Raw genomic sequence first — 17,733 nt, 5'->3', positions numbered from 1 at the left:
GTCTACGGGCGCTCGTCAGCGCACCTCGAGTTCGTACTCCGCCTCGACCCGGAACGATCCGCCGTCGTGGCCGCCGAAGGTCAGGTGGTGCGTCCCCGGCGCGGGTGGCGGCACCAGACCCCACAGGCCCCAGCAGGAGACGTGCACCGGCCACGGCCACGCGGTGACGACGTTGTTGAAGAACCCCCGTACCGGGAACGAGGCGGGGGAGCCCGCCGGCCGCACCGGCACCGCGACCCCGTCCAGTTCGGCGTGCCCGCCGGCGTGGGGCATCGGCGCGACCGGGCCGTCCCGGCGGCCGACCCGCCAGCAGCAGATCGCCGGGAAGAACAGGGGGCGACCCGCCGGTACCACGCAACGCCGGGCGACCCCGCCGCCCTGCGTGCCGGCGAGGAACCACACGTCGTCCGGCTGGTGGCGCCCGCCGTGCCGGCCGGTGGTGTCCTTGAGCGGGTTGACCGGCTGGCGGTGGGCGGCCACCCAGGCCACCCAGCGGGCGGCGAGCGGGGCCAGCGCCGGTGCCGGGTCGGGGCTGGGGGAGAGCATGACGGCAGATGGTAGTGCGGGCGCGCCCGGCTGCGGCGACCCGTCACTGGACGCATAGGATGTGCGGTCATGGCACGCGTGCTCACTCCCCGTGCGGAGGACTTTCCCCGCTGGTACCAGGACCTGATCGCCAAGGCGAAGCTGGCCGACAACGGCCCGGTCCGGGGGACCATGGTGATCCGACCGGCCGGCTACGCCATCTGGGAGCGGATGCAGGCCGAGATGGACGCCCGGATCAAGGCGGCCGGCGCGGAGAACGCGTACTTCCCGCTGTTCATCCCGGAGAGCTACCTCAAGCGCGAGGCCGAGCACGTCGAGGGCTTCTCGCCGGAGCTGGCGGTGGTCACGCACGGTGGCGGCAAGCAGCTCGCCGAGCCGGTGGTGGTGCGCCCCACGAGCGAGACGGTCATCGGCGAGTTCATGGCCAAGTGGATCGACTCGTACCGCGACCTGCCGCTGCTGCTCAACCAGTGGGCCAACGTGGTCCGGTGGGAGCTGCGCCCGCGGATCTTCCTGCGTACCAGTGAGTTCCTCTGGCAGGAGGGGCACACCGCGCACGCGACCCGCTCCGACGCCCGCGCCTACGCCCGGCGGATCCTGCACGAGGCGTACGAGGACCTGATGGTCAACGTGCTCGGCATCCCGGTGGTGGTCGGCCTGAAGACCGCCCGGGAGCGCTTCGCCGGCGCCACCGCCACGTACACGTGCGAGGGCATGATGGGCGACGGCAAGGCGCTCCAGCTGGGCACCAGCCACGAGCTGGGCCAGAACTTCGCCAAGGCGTTCGACATCAGCTACTCCTCGGCCGAGGGCGGCCGGGAGCACGCGTGGACCACCTCCTGGGGCACGTCCACCCGGATGCTCGGCGGCCTGATCATGTGCCACGGCGACGACAACGGGCTGCGGGTGCCGCCGAAGCTGGCGCCGGTCCAGGCGTACGTGATGATCGTCAAGGACGGCGACGGCGTCGGTGAGGCGGCCCGGAAGCTTCACGACGCACTGCGGGACGCCGGGGTGCGGGTGGCGCTCGACGACCGGACCGACACCGCGTTCGGCCGCCGCGCCGTCGACGCCGAGCTGCGCGGCTACCCGGTGCGCGTCGAGGTCGGCCCGCGTGACCTGGCCGCCGGCAACGCGGTGGTGGTCCGGCGTACGGACGGCTCGAAGGCCCCGACGCCGGTCGCCGACGTGGTCGGTGCGGTGCTGGCCGCGCTGGAGGCCGACCAGCGGGCGCTGCACGACCAGGCGCTGGAGTTCCGCCGGTCCCGCACCGTCGAGGTGTCGACGCTGGCCGAGGCGATCGAGGCGTCCGCCACCGGCTGGGCGCGGGTGCCGTGGTCGGCGGTCGGCGTCGAGGGCGAGGCCGAGGCGAACGGCCAGGGCGTGACGGTCCGTTGCCTGGTGCGCGCCGACGGCTCGGTGCCGGACTCGGAGGACGAGCCCGACCTGGTGGCGATCCTCGCCCGCGCGTACTGAGATGCGGCCCGGCGATCCGGCCGGCCGGTTCGCGCCGGGGCGGCTGATCCTGCACCGGAACGTGCGGCACGGCCGGATCGGCTGGGTCCGGTCGGCCCGCGTGGTCTCCGACGACGAGCGCGGCCTGCTGCTCTGGGTGGCGCGGACGGCGCCGGTCGCGCACGAGGTGACGGAGGCCGGCCTGGGCATGCGGGCCGTGCCGTTCGCCGAGTGGGTGACGGCGTCCTACCGGCTCGCGCAGGGGCTGTGGAACGGTCCCCCGGTGCTGAAGTTCCTGCCCACGGGCGCGGCCCACTCGGTCTGGTGGTTCCGCGACGCGGCAGGGCGCTTCCAGAACTGGTACGTGAACCTGGAGGAGCCCGGCGTCCGCTGGGACGACGGCGCGGTGGCCGGGGTCGACATGGTCGACCAGGACCTCGACGTGGTGGTCCACCCGGACCTGAGCTGGGAGTGGAAGGACGAGGACGAGTTCGCCGAGCGGCTGGCGTTCCCGGAGCACTACTGGGTGACCGACGAGAAGGCGGTACGCGCCGAGGGCGAGCGGGTGATCCGGATCGCCGAGGCGGGCGAGTTCCCGTTCGACGGCACCTGGTGCGACTTCACTCCACCCGCGGAATGGGATGTACCGGACGAACTTCCGCCCGGTTGGGACCGTCCGCCGGCGCGCTGAACCGGTGTCCTCCGTCACGGCCCGCCCCGCCCCGGGCGTGGTGTCCGGGTCCGGTGTGAGAGTTCCGGGCCGGATCTGGCAGAATGGGTCGCTGGTATCCGGCGCGCGTCCGGCGCCCTCTAACCCGGGCGCGTCGCCAGTTCACCGAGCAGTCTCCGGCCCAAACCCCACTGTGCCGGTCGGCGCTCACCCGCCACACCGCCCGTACGGGCCGGTGAGATCGCAACAGGAGCGAAACAACTGTGGCCGTAAAGATCCGGCTCCTGCGGATGGGCAAGATCCGCAACCCGCAGTACCGCATCGTCGTCGCCGACTCGCGCACCAAGCGTGACGGTCGCGCGATCGAGTTCGTCGGTGTGTACCAGCCGAAGGAAGACCCTTCGGTGATCGAGGTCAAGTCGGAGCGGGTCCAGTACTGGCTCTCGGTCGGCGCCCAGCCGAGCGAGGCCGTGCAGCGCCTGCTGGAGCTGACCGGTGACTGGCAGAAGTTCAAGGGCCTGCCGGCCCCGCCGCCGCTGAAGGTCGCCCCCGAGCGGGCCGACCGCAAGGCGGCGTACGAGGCCGAGGCGAAGGCCGCCGCCGGCGTGGCGGACACCCCGGCGAAGCCGGCCAAGAAGGCCGCCAAGCCGGAGGCTGAGGCCCCCAAGGCCGAGGAGCAGACCGGTGCCGAGTCCGGCGAGCAGGCCTGACATGCCGCTGCGTCCCGCTCTGGAGCACCTGGTCAAGGGCATCGTCGACCACCCGGACGACGTCCGGGTGCGCATGGTCGACTCCCGTCGGGGCAAGCGCCTCGAAGTCCGCGTGCACCCCGAGGACCTCGGCACGGTGATCGGGCGGTCCGGCCGGACCGCCAAGGCGCTGCGCCAGGTCATCGGCTCCATCGGCGGGCGTGGGGTACGCGTCGACATCGTCGACTCGTACTGATGCTTCTCGTCGTCGGCCGGATCGGTAAGCCGCACGGCATCCGCGGTGAGGTCACCGTGGAGGTGCGTACCGACGAGCCCGAAGCACGGTTCGCCCCCGGTTCGGTGTTGACCACCGAGCCGGGGGTCACCCCGTCGGAGCCCGGCGCCTGGCGGGTGCCGCCGACACTCACCGTCGAGTCGGCCCGCTGGCATCAGGGCCGCCTGCTCGTCGCCTTCGAGGGCGTGCTGGAGCGCGACGTCGCCGAGGCGCTGCGCAACACGCTGCTCGGCGTGGACAGCGCCGACGTCGCCCCGCCGGAGGACCCGGAGGAGTTCCACGACCACCAGCTGGTCGGGCTCACCGTGGTCACCCGCGACGGCGAGCACGTGGGCGAGGTCGCCCGCATCGACCACGCGCCCGCGTCCGACATGCTGGTGCTGCGGCGCCCCGAGGGGCGTACCGCGCTGGTCCCGTTCGTCAAGGCGATCGTGCCCGAGGTGGATCTGGCCGGCGGTCGCGTCGTCGTCGACCTGCCCGGCGGTCTGCTCGACCTCTAGCTGGAGCCACCGCATGCGCGTCGACATCGTGTCGATCTTCCCCGAGTACTTCGCCCCGCTGGATCTCTCGCTCATCGGCAAGGCCCGGGCGAACGGCACGCTGCGGCTGGCCGTACACGATCTGCGGACCTGGACCCACGACGTGCACCGCACCGTCGACGACACGCCCTACGGCGGCGGTCCGGGCATGGTCATGCGGCCCGAGCCGTGGGGCGAGGCGCTGGACGCGCTGGCGCCCGGCGAGCTGAGCCCGGACGGGCACACGCTGCCCCGGCTGCTCGTGCCGTCGCCCGCGGGCGTCCCGTTCACCCAGGCCCTGGCGCACGAGCTGGCCGCCGAGTCGCACCTGCTGTTCGCCTGCGGCCGGTACGAGGGCATCGACCAGCGGGTGCTGGACCACGCGGCGACCCGGATGCCGGTGACCGAGGTCTCCCTCGGCGACTACGTGCTGTTCGGCGGCGAGGTGGCCGTGCTGGTGATCCTGGAGGCGGTCACCCGGCTGCTGCCCGGCGTGCTCGGCAACGCCGGGTCGCTGGACGAGGAGTCGCACGCGCACGGGCTGCTGGAGGCACCGCTCTACACCAAGCCGGCGAGCTGGCGCGGGCTGGACGTGCCCGAGGTGCTGCGCTCCGGCGACCACGCCAGGATCGACCGCTGGCGGCGGGACGAGTCGCTGCTGCGGACCGCGGCCCGGCGCCCCGACATGATCGGCGCGCTGGCCCCGGAGACGCTCGACAAGCGGGACCGGGCGACGCTGGACCGGGGCGGATTTTCCTCGCCGCCGGGGCATGTGGCAAAGTAGAGGGGTTGCCGCATCCGTCCGCGCCGTGGGCGGCTGCGAGGACCCTCGACCGGGGCCGGTCTCGCCGGTCACCACCCGGGGGTCAGAATCACCCATCCGCGCATCGACTGACGATGCGCCGTGAGCCTCACGAGGACACAGCGATGAACATCCTGGACGCCCTTGACGCCCAGTCGAAGCGTACCGACCTGCCCGACTTCCGTGCCGGTGACACCGTCAAGGTGCACGCGCGGGTCGTCGAGGGCAACCGGTCCCGGGTCCAGATCTTCCAGGGCGTCGTCATCCGCCGCCAGGGTGACGGTCTGCGCGAGACCTTCTCGGTCCGCAAGGTCAGCTTCGGCGTCGGCGTGGAGCGGACCTACCCGCTCAACGGCCCGGGCATCGACCGGATCGAGGTCGTGACCCGCGGTGACGTGCGTCGCGCCAAGCTCTACTACCTGCGTGAGCTGCGCGGCAAGAAGGCCAAGATCAAGGAGCTGCGGGAGAAGCAGCCGGCGAACTGACGTCCGTACGCCACGCCGCCCGAGCTGCGCGGATGTCGTATCGACCAGACCGCATTACCCTGGTCGGTACGGGCGCAGCCGGACGGTGCGAAACGGTCCACTACCGCCCGTGGGGTCTCCGAGGAGACTCCCGGGCGGTAGTGTCGTTTCCGCGGACCGGAGAGTGGCATGGTGCAGATGGTTGACGAGGACGGCGCCGTCGATCCCTGGCGCCGGCGGGCCCGCCGCGGCCGCCGCCAGATGCCGCTCTGGCAGGAGCTGCCGCTGCTGCTGATCGTGGCGTTCTGCCTCGCGGTGCTGATCCGCACCTTCCTGCTCCAGGCGTTCTTCATCCCCTCCGGGTCGATGGAGAACACGCTGCTCGTCGGCGACCGGGTGCTGGTCAACAAGGTCGTCTACGACGTCCGCGACCCGGTCCGCGGCGAGGTGGTGGTGTTCCGGGGCACCGACCGCTGGGTCGCCCAGGAGGCGCCCGCGCCGCCGGCCAACTTCGCCGGCCGGGTCGGCCGCACGCTCGGCGACCTGGTGGGCGTCAGCCGCCCCGGCGAGAAGGACTTCATCAAGCGCGTCATCGGCGTACCGGGCGACAAGGTCTGGTGCTGCGACGACGGCCGGGTGGTGGTCAACGGGGTGCCGCTGGACGAGCAGGCGTACGTCTCCGAGGACTCCCCGGTCGAGCTGCCGCCCAATCCCAAGGAGTGCCGGTCCCGGCAGTTCACCGAGGTGGTGGTGCCGCCGGGGCAGATCTTCGTGATGGGTGACCACCGGCTGGTCTCGCAGGACGCCCGATGTCAGGGGCCGGTGCCGATCGAGAACGTGGTCGGCCGGGCCTTCATGATCGTCTGGCCGTCGCAGCGGTGGACCACTCTGTCCGTACCGGAGACGTTCACCAGCGTGCCCCGCGCGGACGCCGCGCCCGCGGGGCCGCTGCCGGTGGATCCCGACCCGGTCGGCGGCGTCGTGCTGATCCTCCCGCTCGCGGCGACGCTCACCGTTCTGGCGGGTTCGGGGCGACCGCGCCGCACCCTTGGACGTAGGCTCCTCCCGTGATCGACGAGCAGACCGAGAAGCCCCGCAGCTCCTTCTGGAAGGAGCTGCCCATCCTCCTGGGCGTGGCGATCCTGGTCGCGGTGCTGGTGCGTGCCTTCGTGCTGCAGACCTTCTTCATCCCGTCGCAGTCCATGGAGAACACTCTGAAGATCGACGATCGGGTGCTTGTCAACAAGCTGGTCTACGACTTCCGCTCGCCGCACCGGGGCGAGGTGATCGTCTTCAAGGCGCCCACCGAGTGGAGCGGCGACCCCGACGGTGAGGACTTCATCAAGCGGATCATCGGCGTCGGCGGCGATCACGTGGTCTGCTGCGACCGCACCGGCGGGCAGGACCGGCTGGTCATCAACGGCAAGCCGATCGACGAGCCGTTCCTCTTCCCCGGCAACAAGCCCGCCGACCAGGACTTCGACATCACGGTGCCGAAGGGGCGCCTGTGGGTCATGGGTGACCACCGGGAGGCGTCCGGCGACTCGCTGGAGCACTGGCAGCAGTCGGGCGAGGACATCAACGTCGCCACCATCCCCGAGGGCGAGGTCGTCGGCCGGGCCTTCACCATCTTCTGGCCGGTCAGCCGCGCGACCTGGCTCAGCGTCCCCGAGCAGTTCGACGGGATCCCCAATCCCTGAGCCGGCCCGCGCCGCGCTCCGGCACGCCGGCCCCGGCTCGGCGGCGGGAGGGCGTGGTCGTTCGTCGCAGGCGTCTGGCAGGCTGGTGCGGTGACCGTCTACACCCCTCGTCGCGCGGCCCGGGTGCTGCTGGTCGACGCGTCCGACCGGGTGCTGCTCTTCCAGGGCAGTGATCCGGGCCGGCCGGGTCACCGCTACTGGTTCACCCCCGGCGGCGGGCTGGACCCGGGGGAGTCCCCGGCCGACGGCGCCGCCCGCGAACTGGCCGAGGAGACCGGCCTGCGGCTGGCCCCGGCCGAGCTGGGAGCGCCGGTCTGGGCGGAGACCGTCGAGTTCCCGTTCGACGGCGTCTGGTACCGCCAGGAGCAGCAGTTCTACCTGGTCCGGGTGACCGGCTGGGAGGTCGACACGGCCGGCTTCAACGACGTCGAACGGGCGAGCGTGCACGGGCACCGCTGGTGGCCGGTCGCCGAGCTGGCCGCCTCCGCCGAGCGCTACTACCCGCCGGACCTGCCCGGCCGGCTCGGCGCCGTGCTGGCGGGAGGTGGCGCATGCTGACCCCGCCGCGCACCGTGGTGCGCCGCGACGGCGGCCTCTACGCGCTGGAGCGGGCCCTGCAACGGCGCGGCTTCCGGCACGTGGCGGGCGCCGACGAGGCGGGTCGAGGCGCCTGCGCCGGGCCGCTCGTGGCCGCCGCCGCGATCCTGCCCGAGGGCCGGCGCGGCGAGATCGACGAGCTGGCCGACTCGAAGCTGCTCACCCCCGCCGCCCGCGAGCGCGTCTACGACGAGGTGGTGGCACGGGCCCTGGCGTACGCGGTGGTGGTCATCCCGGCCGAGGAGGTCGACGCCCGCGGGCTGCACGTGTGCAACCTCGCCGCGATGCGCCGGGCGCTCGCCTCGCTCACCACCCGCCCGGAGTACGTGCTGACCGACGGCTTCGGCGTCGACGGGCTGGACGTGCCGGGCCTGGCGGTCTGGAAGGGCGACCGGGTGGCCGCGTGCGTGGCGGCGGCGAGCGTACTGGCCAAGGTCACCCGGGACCGGATCATGGTGGAACTGGACGGGCGGTTCCCCGGCTACGGCTTCGCCGAGCACAAGGGCTACATCACCGCCGAGCACAGCGCCGCCCTGCGCGCGCTGGGGCCCTGCCGGGAACACCGCTTCTCGTACGTGAACGTGGCCGCCGTCTCCGGACGGGACGGCCGGCCTCCCCGCGCCCGCCGACCGGTGGGCGCCGACGCGGCTCGGCCCGAGCCCGCGGCCGGGCTGCCGGGTCTCGGGCCCGGAGCGTTCGCCGGCCGCCCGGACGAGCCGATGGGGCACTGCGGCGCGTCAGGGGGTACCGTCGGCGTGGCGTTGGGCGAGCAGCCGCGACCTCCGGCGTCGGTGGGGGAAGATGTGGTCATGGAAGGCGGAGTGCGATGAGCGCGGAAGATCTCGAGAAGTACGAGACCGAGATGGAGCTGCAGCTCTACCGGGAGTACCGGGACATCGTCCGCCAGTTCTCCTACGTGGTGGAGACCGAGCGCCGTTTCTACCTGGCCAACCAGGTCGACCTGCACGTGCGCAACTCCGACGGCGAGGTCTACTTCGAGGTCGAGATGCACGACGCCTGGGTGTGGGACATGTACCGCCCTGCCCGTTTCGTCAAGAATGTTCGAGTAATGACGTTCAAGGACGTCAATGTGGAAGAGCTCGAAAAGCCCGACATCTCGCTTCCCGCAGATTCCGGATTCGGGAGCTGACCGCAGGCGGCTGACCGCCCGGGATCACTCCGCCGGCACGACCACCTCGACCCGCTGCACCAGGTTGTTCGCGAACCCACCCCGGTTCCACGGCTGCTCGACCGGCTGGGTACGCCCCGACGCGTCGGTCGCCCGGGCGCCGAGCACGTACCGCCCTGGCGTCGCCGTCCAGCTCACCGACCACCGGCACCACGCCCACTCGCCACCGGCCAGCTCGTCCAGGACCGTTGGTGTCCACGTCTCGCCGCCGTCGACAGTCACCTCGACCGAGGTCACCGGCGCGTGACCGGACCAGGCCCGGCCGTCCAGAGTGCACGGTCCCGGCCGCAGCACCCGGGTGCGGGACATGAAGTCCGGGAACCCGGGCGGACGCACCAGCGCACGCGGCTCGATCCGGGCCACCGGCACGCCCGGGTCGTCGGCGTCGCGTCGCAACCGGTAGGCCACCGCGTTCTGGTAGCCGTCGAACGGCCCGGTCGTCACGGTGATGTCGCGCAGCCACTTCACGTGCGCCATGCCGTACCAGCCGGGCACGATCAGGCGCAGCGGCGCGCCGTGCTGCGGTAGCAGGGGAGCGCCGTTCATCTCGTACGCCAGCAGCACCTCCTCGCGCAGCGCGTCGGCCACCGGCAGCGCCCGCTGGTAGTCCTGCTCGACACCGCGCTCCACCCCGTGGTCCGCGCCGGTGAACACCACGTCCACCGCGTCGCCGGACAGGCCGGCCTCGCGCAGCAGTGGCGCCAGCGGCGTACCGGTCCACTCGGCGTTGCCCACCGCCTCCACCAGCCACGGCTGGCTGACCGGCCGGGGATGCAGCAGCGCCCGGCCGTTGCCGGCGCACTCCAGCGTGACCCGGTGGGTCACCCGGGGCCGGTCGCGCAGCGCCGCCAGATCCAAGCGAAGTGGACGCTCGACCGCTCCGGACACGCTCAGCGCGTACGCGGCCGGGTCGACGTCCGGGATGTCGTAGTGGATGAGCAGGTAGTGCAGGCCCGCCGGGGTCACGTCGTACCGCAGCGCCTCCAGCGGGATGCCGTGGTTACGCGCGGCGAGCTGAAGCTCCTCGGCACTGATCGCCTCGTCCGGCCCGGCCACCCGGGAGGGCCGGCTGACGTCGTCCACAGTGGTCATGACTGCTCCGTCCGCTCCAGCACGTCGTAGCCCACGAACGTGAACATCCGCGCGCCCGGCGCCAGCGGGCGGGGCGTGCCGGTGAAGCGGTGCGCGCCGACGCCCACACCGTCCGCCGGGCTGCTCACCGCCACCGGCTCGAAGCCCTCCTCGGCGAACCACTCGCAGATGACCGGCACCAGGTCCGGCTCGCGCCGGTGCCGCGTCCACAGCACCGTGCCGCCGGTGGCGCAGAGCGAGGCGCAGTGCCGCACAGTGGCCCGGATGTCGTCGTCGGTGATGTTGCCGAAGATGCCGCAGGCCAGCACCAGATCCGCCGGGGCCAGGTCGGCGTAGCGGTCGGTCAGCGAGGCGTCCCCGGTCACCACCTCCACGCCGGTGAGCCCCGCGTCGGCGGCCGCCCGGCGGGCCAGGTCGGCGTTGCGCGGCTCCAGTTCGACCAGGCGGGCGGTCACGTCGCCGCCCCGGGGGTGGGCGGCCAGCACCGGGATCAGGTCGCGGCCCTGACCCGCGCAGAGGCTCAACGCGCGCAGCGGGCCGGGCGGCGCCACGTCCAGCGCGTCGGCCACACGCTGCCGCACCTCGGCGAGTCGCCGGGCCAGTGCGGACTCGGGCTGGTCGTAGTCGCTGTGCCAGGCGTACCAGTCCTTCGTCACCCGGCCAGCATAGGCGTCCGGGCCGTAGCAGATCGGCCCCGCTTCCGGCGCTCGTCCACAGCCGGTGCGTCGTCCACAGGGCGGTCGTGCGGGGCTCGCGGGACGGTGCCCGTGGTGGGCAGGGTGTCCGGCGTGCGTTCCTCCATCTCTCACGTCGGCCGGGCCGTGCTGCCGGTGTTGGTCCTCGTCGCCTGCCTGCCGGGCGCCTCCGCGCCGTCCCGGGCGGCGCTGTCGTCCTCGGCCGGGCCGCCGTCGCCCTGGACCGGTGCCCATTCGTTCGTGGCCGGGCCGTTCGCCGGGTCCGCGGCGGGCGCCCATTCGTCCGTGGCCGGGCCGTTCGCCGGGCCGTTCGCCGGTGCGGCGGCGGGTGCCTCGGCAGCCGGTGATCCGATGGCGGGTGTCTCGGGGGCGGGAATCCGGGCTGCGCCCGGTGGGCGGTTCCGGTGGCCGCTGCCGGGCGCTCCCCGGGTGGTGCGGCGGTTCGACCCGCCGCCGCAGCCCTGGCTGTCCGGGCACCGGGGCGTCGACCTCGCCGCCGCACCCGGTGCGCCCGTGCTGGCGGCCGGTGCCGGGACCGTCCTGTTCGCCGGGTCGGTCGCCGGCCGGCCGGTGCTCACCGTCGGCCATGTCGACGGGCTGCGCACCACATACGAGCCGGTCCGCTCCCGGCTCACCGCCGGTACCCCCGTGGACGCCGGCACGCCGGTCGGCGACCTGCTCGCCGGGCATCCCGGCTGCACCGAGGCGGCCTGCCTGCACTGGGGCCTGCGGCGCGAGACCGAATACCTCGATCCGCTGGCCCTGCTCGGGCTCGGCCGCGTGCGGTTGCTGCCGCTGCACCCCGTCTCCGACGGTCCCGCGGTTGTCGCCGGCTGATCGGCGGCGGCGCCGGTCGGCGGCGCGCGGCTCAGCCCTGGGCGAGCAGCGTGGGCAGCCGGACGGCCAGCCGGTCGTACTCGTCGGGGGTGTTGTAGACCTGGCCGCACAGCCGCAGGTAGCCGCGCCCGTTCCAGCCGGCGACCGACACCTCGGCGGAGAGCCGGTCGGCGATCCGGGCCCGGAGCTCCCGGGCCGCGTCCAGCGTCGTCGCGACACCGGGCGGCAGCGGCACGAGCCGCATGGCGACCGCCGGTCCGCCGGGCTCCGGCAGCCGCTCCGGCGCCACACCGAGCGCGTCCCCCACGACCCGTTGCCCGTACGCGGCCAGCGCCGCGTTGTGCGCGCGTACCCGGTCCACGCCGAGGCTGCGCAACGTGAACAGACCCACCGGGGCGGCCAGCCAGCCGGTGTAGTCGAGCGTCGCCTGCCACTCCACCCGGACCGGGAACCCGCTGTCCTGCTCCCACGAGACGACGAGCGGCTGGATCTTCTCCCGCCACTGCGGCGTCACCACGAGCACGGCGGTGCCGCGCGGCGCGTACGCCCACTTGTGCAGGTTGCCGACCCAGAAGTCGGCGCCGACGGACGCGACTGTGGCCGGCAGCATGCCCGGCGCGTGGGCGGCGTCCACCAGCACCGGCACGCCCTGCTCCCGGGCCACCGCGACGATCGCCGCGGTGGGGAACAGCCGGGCGGTCGGCGAGGTGAGCTGGTCGACGATCAGCAGCTTGGTACGCCCGGGGCGCAGCCCGTTGCGGACGATCTCGACCACCTCCTCGTCGGTGGCCGTCAGCGGCACCGGCAGGGTGCGGGACACCGCCCCGGTGCGGCCGCACTCGCGGGTGACCGACAGCGCCACCGCCCCGTACCCGTGGTCGGTGGTCACGATCTCGTCGCCGGGGCGCAGCGCCAGCGACTGCAACACGACGGCCGCGCCCGTGGTGGCGTTGCCGACGAGCGTGGTCCCGTCCGGATCGGCGCCGAGGAACGCGGCCAGGTGCCGCCGGGCGTGGGCGATCCGGTCGACCAGGCCCTGCGTGAAGAACCGCAGCGGATTGGCCTCCATCTCGTCGCGCAGGCGCTGCTGGGCGCGTTGCACGGCGATCGGTACGGCGCCGAACGAGCCGTGGTTGAGATGGCTGACGGAGGGATCGAGGGAGAAGAGCAGCCGAGCCCCGGGAATCGGCTCGGGTGGCTGCGGCACCGTCATCCGTCGATCCTAGCCCGAGATGGATCATGCGCTGGGCGGATTCCGCCCGCAGACCGTTCCACCGACGGCCTGCGCGCCCGTGGCGGTCAGGCGCGGGGGTGGGCCTGCCGGTACGCGGCGCGGAGCCGCTCCACCGAGACGTGCGTGTAGATCTGCGTGCTGGCGAGCGACGAGTGCCCCAGCAACTCCTGTACGGCGCGCAGGTCCGCGCCGCCTTCGAGCAGGTGCGTGGCGGCCGAGTGGCGCAGCCCGTGCGGCGTGACCCGCGGCACCCCGGCGGCCCCGGCCCACGCGGCCACGATCCGCCGCGCGGTGGTCGGGTTGAGCCGTCCGCCCCGCGCCCCGAGCAGCAGCGCCCGGCCCGAGCCCGGGGCCAGCAGGGCGGGCCGCCCGTCGCGCAGCCAGGCGTCCAGCGCCCGCTGGGCCGGCACTCCGTAGGGCACCGACCGCTCCCGCCCGCCCTTGCCCAGCACGCGTACCACCCGGCGGGCCTGGTCGACGTCGGTGACGTCCAGGCCGCACGCCTCGCTGATGCGTACCCCGGTGCCGTAGAGCAGTTCCAGCAGCAGCCGGTCGCGCAGCAGCACCGCGTCGGGCGGTCCGTCGCCTGCGGCCTCGGCGGTCGTTCCGTCGTCGCGTCCGAGCCCGGCGCCGTCGGGGTGGGCCGCCGAGCGGTCGGCCCCGGGCGGGCCCGGACGCTGCTGCGACGGCGCCTCCACCAGGGCGGCGGCCTGGTCGGCGCGCAGCACGGTGGGTAGTTCCCGCCGGGCCCGAGGGCTGGCCAGCGGTGCGGCCACGTCGTCGGCGAGCAGGCCGGTCCGGTGCGCCCAGGCGCTGAACGTCCGGGCCGCGGCGGCGCGCCGTGCCATCGTCGTCCGGGCCGCGCCCATGGTCCGCTGCTTCGCCAGCCAGCTACGAACCACGGCGAGGTCCAGCTCCGGCAGTTCGGCGCAGCCCATCCGGACGGCGTGGTCCAGGAGCGACACGAGATCCGTGACGTACGCCCGGACGGTGTGGACGGAGCGGTTGCGGACCCGCGACAGGTGGTCGGCGAAGTCGTCCACCGCCTCGCGCATCGACGCGGGCAGCTCCTCGTGTGCGTCCCGCGTGCCGCGCCGCCGCTGACTCACCGCGGCACCCGGTCCGGGCGTACGCGGTCGCGGCGGCGGAGGCGGACGACGATCACCGTCCCAGCGTAAGGCGGAAGTGCCCTCGTCCGCCGTGCCGCCGTCCCCGCCGTTCACCGAGCCGGCCCGGCCGTCACTCCGCCGTCCGGCGTCGGTCGGTCGGCCGGCGTGTGCCGTCCGCCACGTCGGACGCGCCCTTCCGGCGCCGGATCAGTGCCGACGCGTGGAACGGGGGTGGCAGAAGCGGGTCTGGACAGGGGAAACTCATGCTGCGGCACGCTTCCGGTGCGGCGACCGGCGGGCAGCGTGGCCGAGCCGGCCCCGGCGGAGGGTCGATCCGGCCGCGATCAGGCGAACGCGTCCCCGTGACGGTGACGCCGCTACGAGGAGGGCCGAGAGTGGGAGTGGACGCCGTCCTCTACCGGCAGGTGTCGGCGGGTGACAGTCGCCGCCGGCCCGTGTACGTCTCGATCGAGGTCGTCGCGGACCCGCAGGACGTGCTGCTCGACCTGCTCAAGCGTGTCCGCGGCGGCGGCCGGACCCCGCTGCTGGACCGTGTCGACCCGCTCGGCGAGCTGACAGTGGGCGCCGAGCGGATGTCGCAGCTGCTCGCCGAGCTGCGGTGCCTGGCCGAGGTGGCCGGAGCGCCGGCCGAGGTCGACCACGTCCACCGGCTGGCCCGGCTCGTCCGCCGGTGCGCGGAGCGCCGCGACGCCGAGATCCGGTTTGAGGGCGACTGACGCGCTCACGTCCGGGCCGCCGGTGACGAGGGCGCGAGCGCGTAGCCGCCGTCGCGGCGCACCACCATCCCCAGTTCCTCCAGCATGGACAGCTTGCGCATGGCGGTACGCAGATCCACGCCCGCGCGTGCCGCGACGCTCTCCAGGTCGAGCGCCCGGCGGCGCGGCAACGCCTCCAGCACCTGGGTGGCCTCCTCGTCGAGCCGGTCCCGTGCGCGCTCGGGCGCCCGGGCGGGCGGGGCCAGGTCGTACCCGATGCGCCCCACCTCCTCCAGCACGTGCGCGACGTTCGTGACCAGCCGGGCCTCCGGCCGTTCCCGCAGCACCTCGTGCCCGCCGACGGACATCGCTGAGGTCACCGGTCCGGGCACCACCATCGCCGGCCGGCGCAGGCCGAGCGCCCGGTTGAGCGTCTGGGTGGCGCCGCTGCGGGCGGCGGCCTCGACCAGCACCGTGCCGCTCGTCGCCGCCGCGATCACGCGGTTGCGGATGAGGAACCGTGGCCGCAGCGGCTCCGCGCCCGGAATCCACTCACTCACCAGCAGGCCGGTCTCGGCGATCCGGTCGAACAGCGCGGCGTTGCCCATCGGGTACGGGCGGTCCACCCCGCAGGCGAGCACGGCGACGGTGCGCCCGCCCGCCGTCAACGCGCCCCGATGCGCGGCGGCGTCGATGCCGAACGCCCCACCGGAGACCACCGTCCACTCCCGGTCGGCCAGGCCGTAGCCCAGCTCGGTGGCGATGTGCGCGCCGTAGGGGGTGGCCGCCCGGGCACCGACCACCGCCACCGAGCGCGCCAGCGCCTCACCGAGCGGCCACGCCCCGCGTACCCAGAAGCAGAGCGGCGGATCGGTCTCCACGTCGACCCGCCGGGTGGCCCCGGACAGCGCCAGCCGGCGCAGGTCGCCGACCTGAGCGGGCCATTCGTCGTCCTCGGGGGTGACCAGCCGGGCGCCGAGCCGTTCGCCGCGGGCCAGCGCCTCCGCGGCGACCGCCCGGGCGTCACCGGAGGCGCCGCGCGCCGCGACGGCCGACCGGAGTGCCCGTTCCGGTGCCTCGCCGGACAGCAGCAGGTCGAGCGTGGCGACCGGCCCGATCCGCTCGACCAGGGCGTACACCGACCGGGCGCCGGGCTCGGCGAGCCAGGTGAGCGCCACCCGCGCCAGCCGGCGGTCGTCGGCGCTCACGCGACCTCCCCGGTCCTGAGCTGGATGGCCTCCGCCACGTCGTCGTGGCCGGGCCGGTCCCGCCCGTCCAGGTCGGCGATGGTCCAGGCGAGACGGAGTACGCGGTCGTAGCCGCGCGCGGACAACGAACCGGTGTCGAGCCGGTGGCGCAGATCCCTGGTGACCCGGGCGGGCAGGTGCCACGGCGGCCGGCGCAGGTCCGGGCCGGGGACGTCGGCGTTCACCCGGTGCCCGGTGGCCGCCCAGCGATCGGCGGCGGCGTGCCGCGCGGCGACCACCCGGGCGGCGACGGTGGCCGAGGACTCCTGCGCGGCGTCGGTGCTCAGCAGCTCCGCCGCGCGTACCGCCTGCAGCTTGACCTGCACGTCCACCCGGTCGAGCAGCGGACCCGACAACCGTCCCAGGTAGCGTCGCCGGGCCAGCGGCGGGCACTCGCAGTCGACGTCACCGGAGGGCTTCGCGCACGGGCAGGGATTGGCCGCCAGCACCAGTTGGGTGCGGGCCGGGTACTCAGTGGCGCCGCGGGTACGCGCCACCCGCACCCGGCCGCTCTCCAGCGGCTGCCGCAACGCCTCCAGCGCGCTCTTGCCGAACTCGGGCGCCTCGTCCAGGAACAGGACCCCGCGGTGGGCGAGCGACACCGCGCCGGGCCGGGCCAGCCCGGAACCGCCTCCGACGAGCGCGGGCACCGTGGCGGTGTGGTGCGGCGCCTGGAACGGGGGACGGCGCAGCAGCCCACCGCCGGGCGGCAGCAGGCCGGCGATCGAGTGCAGCGCGGTCACCTCCAGGGCTGCCTCGTCGTCCAGCTCCGGCAGGATCGAGGGCAGCCGCTCGGCGAGCATGGTCTTGCCGGCGCCGGGTGGGCCGAGCAGCGCGAGGTGGTGGCCCCCGGCGGCGGCGATCTCCAGGGCGCGCCGCCCGAGCGGTTGCCCGGCCACGTCGACCAGGTCGGGCCCGGCCGTGCCGCCGGGCGGCACGTGGGCGTGTGGGGCGAGCAGGGGACTGCCGTCGCGGACGTGGGCGACGAGCCGGTGCAGGGTGTCGACCGCGTGCACCCGTACGCCCGGGATGACTGCCGCCTCGGCGGCGTTGCCGGCGGGCACGACGACGCGGGTGTGCCCGGCGCGGGCGGCGGCGGCGACCATGGGCAGCGTGCCGCGGACGGGGCGTACCGCGCCGTCGAGGCCGAGCTCGCCGAGCACGACAGTGGCGTCCAGGGCGACCGGTGGCAGCTCGCCCGAGCCGGCCAGGACGGCGAGCGCGATGGCGAGGTCGAACGCCGAGCCGTACTTGGGCAGGGTGGCGGGAAGCAGGTTGAGGGTGATGCGGCGGTTGGGCCACTTCTGGCCGGAGTTGACGATCGCGGCGCGGACCCGGTCGCGCGCCTCGTGCAGCGCGGTGTCCGGCAGGCCGGAGATGATCACGGCGGGCAGTCCGGGCGCCAGGTCGGCCTCGACCTCGACGAGGTGCCCGGCGACTCCGGCCAGGCCGACGCTCAGCACTTTCGCGTACCCCATGTCAGAACGCGCCGCGGAGGTGCTCGACGCGGGCGGGGCCGGTGAGCGGGAGCCGGACGGAGAGCACGTCGAAGCGGACCTCGTCGGCGGTGGTCCCGGTCTCGGCGAGCCAGCGGGCGGCCAGGCCGCGCAGCCGGCGGGCCTTGGCGTGCACGACGGCCTCGGCGGGGGAGCCGAACTGCTCGCCACGGCGGGTCTTGACCTCGCAGATGGCGAGGACCGGGCCCTCCCAGGCGATGATGTCGATCTCGCCCTCGGGACAGCGCCAGTTGCGGGCGACCGGGCGCAGGCCCGTCTCGATCAGGTGCCGTAGCGCGCACCGCTCGCCGTACGCCCCGACGGCTCGGTTCCGGTTCGTCATGCCGGCCAGGATGCGCCGGGGCGGCCCGGGGCGGCGGGA

22 protein-coding genes are annotated in these 17,733 nt (G+C 74.3%); 14 read left to right on the top strand and 8 right to left on the bottom strand.

The window, feature by feature from the left end:
- Positions 1 to 15: 15 nt before the first annotated feature.
- Complete coding sequence (locus ACN27C_RS00620; protein ID WP_120571177.1) at positions 16 to 546, bottom strand: hypothetical protein; 531 nt, start codon at positions 544 to 546, stop codon at positions 16 to 18.
- Between the two features lie 69 nt (positions 547 to 615).
- On the opposite strand from ACN27C_RS00620, the gene proS reads away from it, so the two are divergent.
- From proS to ACN27C_RS00560, 12 genes are all read left to right on the top strand, one after another.
- Positions 616 to 2,022, top strand: a complete 1,407-nt coding sequence (gene proS, locus ACN27C_RS00615) for a proline--tRNA ligase (RefSeq protein WP_120571176.1) — start codon at positions 616 to 618, stop codon at positions 2,020 to 2,022.
- A gap of 1 nt (position 2,023) precedes the next feature.
- The gene (locus ACN27C_RS00610) at positions 2,024 to 2,692 is read left to right on the top strand and encodes a DUF402 domain-containing protein (protein ID WP_422750194.1); all 669 of its coding nucleotides are present in this window, start codon (positions 2,024 to 2,026) and stop codon (positions 2,690 to 2,692) included.
- Between the two features lie 242 nt (positions 2,693 to 2,934).
- Positions 2,935 to 3,381, top strand: a complete 447-nt coding sequence (gene rpsP / locus ACN27C_RS00605; protein ID WP_120571174.1) for a 30S ribosomal protein S16 — start codon at positions 2,935 to 2,937, stop codon at positions 3,379 to 3,381.
- Positions 3,356 to 3,616, top strand: a complete 261-nt coding sequence (locus tag ACN27C_RS00600; RefSeq protein ID WP_026268109.1) for an RNA-binding protein — start codon at positions 3,356 to 3,358, stop codon at positions 3,614 to 3,616. Before rpsP ends, ACN27C_RS00600 begins: the two co-directional genes overlap by 26 nt.
- Entirely contained in the window at positions 3,616 to 4,155 is a 540-nt protein-coding gene (gene rimM / locus ACN27C_RS00595; RefSeq protein ID WP_030269963.1) for a ribosome maturation factor RimM, read from the top strand. Before ACN27C_RS00600 ends, rimM begins: the two co-directional genes overlap by 1 nt.
- 13 nt (positions 4,156 to 4,168) lie before the next feature.
- A complete protein-coding gene (gene trmD / locus ACN27C_RS00590) occupies positions 4,169 to 4,957 on the top strand; it encodes a tRNA (guanosine(37)-N1)-methyltransferase TrmD (RefSeq protein WP_030269961.1) in 789 nt (262 codons plus the stop codon).
- Between the two features lie 143 nt (positions 4,958 to 5,100).
- Complete coding sequence (gene rplS, locus ACN27C_RS00585; RefSeq protein ID WP_013284591.1) at positions 5,101 to 5,460, top strand: 50S ribosomal protein L19; 360 nt, start codon at positions 5,101 to 5,103, stop codon at positions 5,458 to 5,460.
- A 168-nt stretch (positions 5,461 to 5,628) separates the two neighbouring features.
- Positions 5,629 to 6,510, top strand: coding sequence for a signal peptidase I (gene lepB, locus ACN27C_RS00580; protein ID WP_151012662.1), 882 nt, complete (start codon positions 5,629 to 5,631; stop codon positions 6,508 to 6,510).
- Positions 6,507 to 7,139 carry a signal peptidase I gene (lepB, locus tag ACN27C_RS00575; RefSeq protein WP_030269957.1) on the top strand — a complete coding sequence of 211 codons (633 nt, stop codon included), beginning with the start codon at positions 6,507 to 6,509 and terminating at the stop codon, positions 7,137 to 7,139. Before lepB (ACN27C_RS00580) ends, lepB (ACN27C_RS00575) begins: the two co-directional genes overlap by 4 nt.
- 90 nt (positions 7,140 to 7,229) lie before the next feature.
- Positions 7,230 to 7,697, top strand: coding sequence for an NUDIX hydrolase (locus tag ACN27C_RS00570; RefSeq protein WP_422750190.1), 468 nt, complete (start codon positions 7,230 to 7,232; stop codon positions 7,695 to 7,697).
- Entirely contained in the window at positions 7,691 to 8,566 is an 876-nt protein-coding gene (locus ACN27C_RS00565) for a ribonuclease HII (RefSeq protein ID WP_030269954.1), read from the top strand. Before ACN27C_RS00570 ends, ACN27C_RS00565 begins: the two co-directional genes overlap by 7 nt.
- Positions 8,563 to 8,886, top strand: a complete 324-nt coding sequence (locus ACN27C_RS00560; protein WP_011905215.1) for a DUF2469 domain-containing protein — start codon at positions 8,563 to 8,565, stop codon at positions 8,884 to 8,886. Before ACN27C_RS00565 ends, ACN27C_RS00560 begins: the two co-directional genes overlap by 4 nt.
- A gap of 24 nt (positions 8,887 to 8,910) precedes the next feature.
- Here the strand turns inward: ACN27C_RS00560 and ACN27C_RS00555 are convergent, their stop codons facing one another.
- Positions 8,911 to 10,017 (bottom strand): sulfite oxidase, encoded by a 1,107-nt coding sequence (locus ACN27C_RS00555; RefSeq protein ID WP_422750187.1) that lies wholly within the window; start codon positions 10,015 to 10,017, stop codon positions 8,911 to 8,913.
- The gene (locus ACN27C_RS00550; protein ID WP_422750185.1) at positions 10,014 to 10,673 is read right to left on the bottom strand and encodes a methyltransferase domain-containing protein; all 660 of its coding nucleotides are present in this window, start codon (positions 10,671 to 10,673) and stop codon (positions 10,014 to 10,016) included. Before ACN27C_RS00550 ends, ACN27C_RS00555 begins: the two co-directional genes overlap by 4 nt.
- Before the next feature lie 228 nt (positions 10,674 to 10,901).
- Between ACN27C_RS00550 and ACN27C_RS00545 the strand changes: the two genes are divergently transcribed.
- Complete coding sequence (locus tag ACN27C_RS00545) at positions 10,902 to 11,549, top strand: murein hydrolase activator EnvC family protein (protein WP_422751704.1); 648 nt, start codon at positions 10,902 to 10,904, stop codon at positions 11,547 to 11,549.
- Positions 11,550 to 11,580: 31 nt separating this feature from the next.
- Here ACN27C_RS00545 and ACN27C_RS00540 read toward each other — a convergent pair whose 3' ends face one another.
- Both ACN27C_RS00540 and ACN27C_RS00535 read right to left on the bottom strand, forming a co-directional pair.
- Complete coding sequence (locus tag ACN27C_RS00540) at positions 11,581 to 12,762, bottom strand: aminotransferase class V-fold PLP-dependent enzyme (protein ID WP_121685492.1); 1,182 nt, start codon at positions 12,760 to 12,762, stop codon at positions 11,581 to 11,583.
- 86 nt (positions 12,763 to 12,848) lie between these two features.
- On the bottom strand, positions 12,849 to 13,838 hold the full coding sequence (locus ACN27C_RS00535; RefSeq protein WP_422751703.1) for a tyrosine-type recombinase/integrase: 990 nt from the start codon (positions 13,836 to 13,838) through the stop codon (positions 12,849 to 12,851).
- Between the two features lie 449 nt (positions 13,839 to 14,287).
- Between ACN27C_RS00535 and ACN27C_RS00530 the strand changes: the two genes are divergently transcribed.
- Entirely contained in the window at positions 14,288 to 14,629 is a 342-nt protein-coding gene (locus tag ACN27C_RS00530) for a hypothetical protein (protein WP_121685494.1), read from the top strand.
- Positions 14,630 to 14,634: 5 nt separating this feature from the next.
- Here ACN27C_RS00530 and ACN27C_RS00525 read toward each other — a convergent pair whose 3' ends face one another.
- From ACN27C_RS00525 to ACN27C_RS00515, 3 genes are read right to left on the bottom strand one after another with little or no spacing between them, the layout of a single operon-like run.
- On the bottom strand, positions 14,635 to 15,816 hold the full coding sequence (locus ACN27C_RS00525; RefSeq protein WP_422750183.1) for a DNA-processing protein DprA: 1,182 nt from the start codon (positions 15,814 to 15,816) through the stop codon (positions 14,635 to 14,637).
- Positions 15,813 to 17,333 (bottom strand): YifB family Mg chelatase-like AAA ATPase, encoded by a 1,521-nt coding sequence (locus ACN27C_RS00520; protein ID WP_422750181.1) that lies wholly within the window; start codon positions 17,331 to 17,333, stop codon positions 15,813 to 15,815. Before ACN27C_RS00520 ends, ACN27C_RS00525 begins: the two co-directional genes overlap by 4 nt.
- Before the next feature lies 1 nt (position 17,334).
- Positions 17,335 to 17,694, bottom strand: a complete 360-nt coding sequence (locus ACN27C_RS00515) for a YraN family protein (protein ID WP_120573924.1) — start codon at positions 17,692 to 17,694, stop codon at positions 17,335 to 17,337.
- Positions 17,695 to 17,733 lie beyond the last annotated feature (39 nt).

Origin of the sequence: Micromonospora sp. WMMD1219 (genome assembly GCF_049315215.1) — a bacterium.
GTDB lineage: Bacteria > Actinomycetota > Actinomycetes > Mycobacteriales > Micromonosporaceae > Micromonospora > Micromonospora tulbaghiae.
This window is presented reverse-complemented; position numbering and strand designations above follow the sequence as displayed.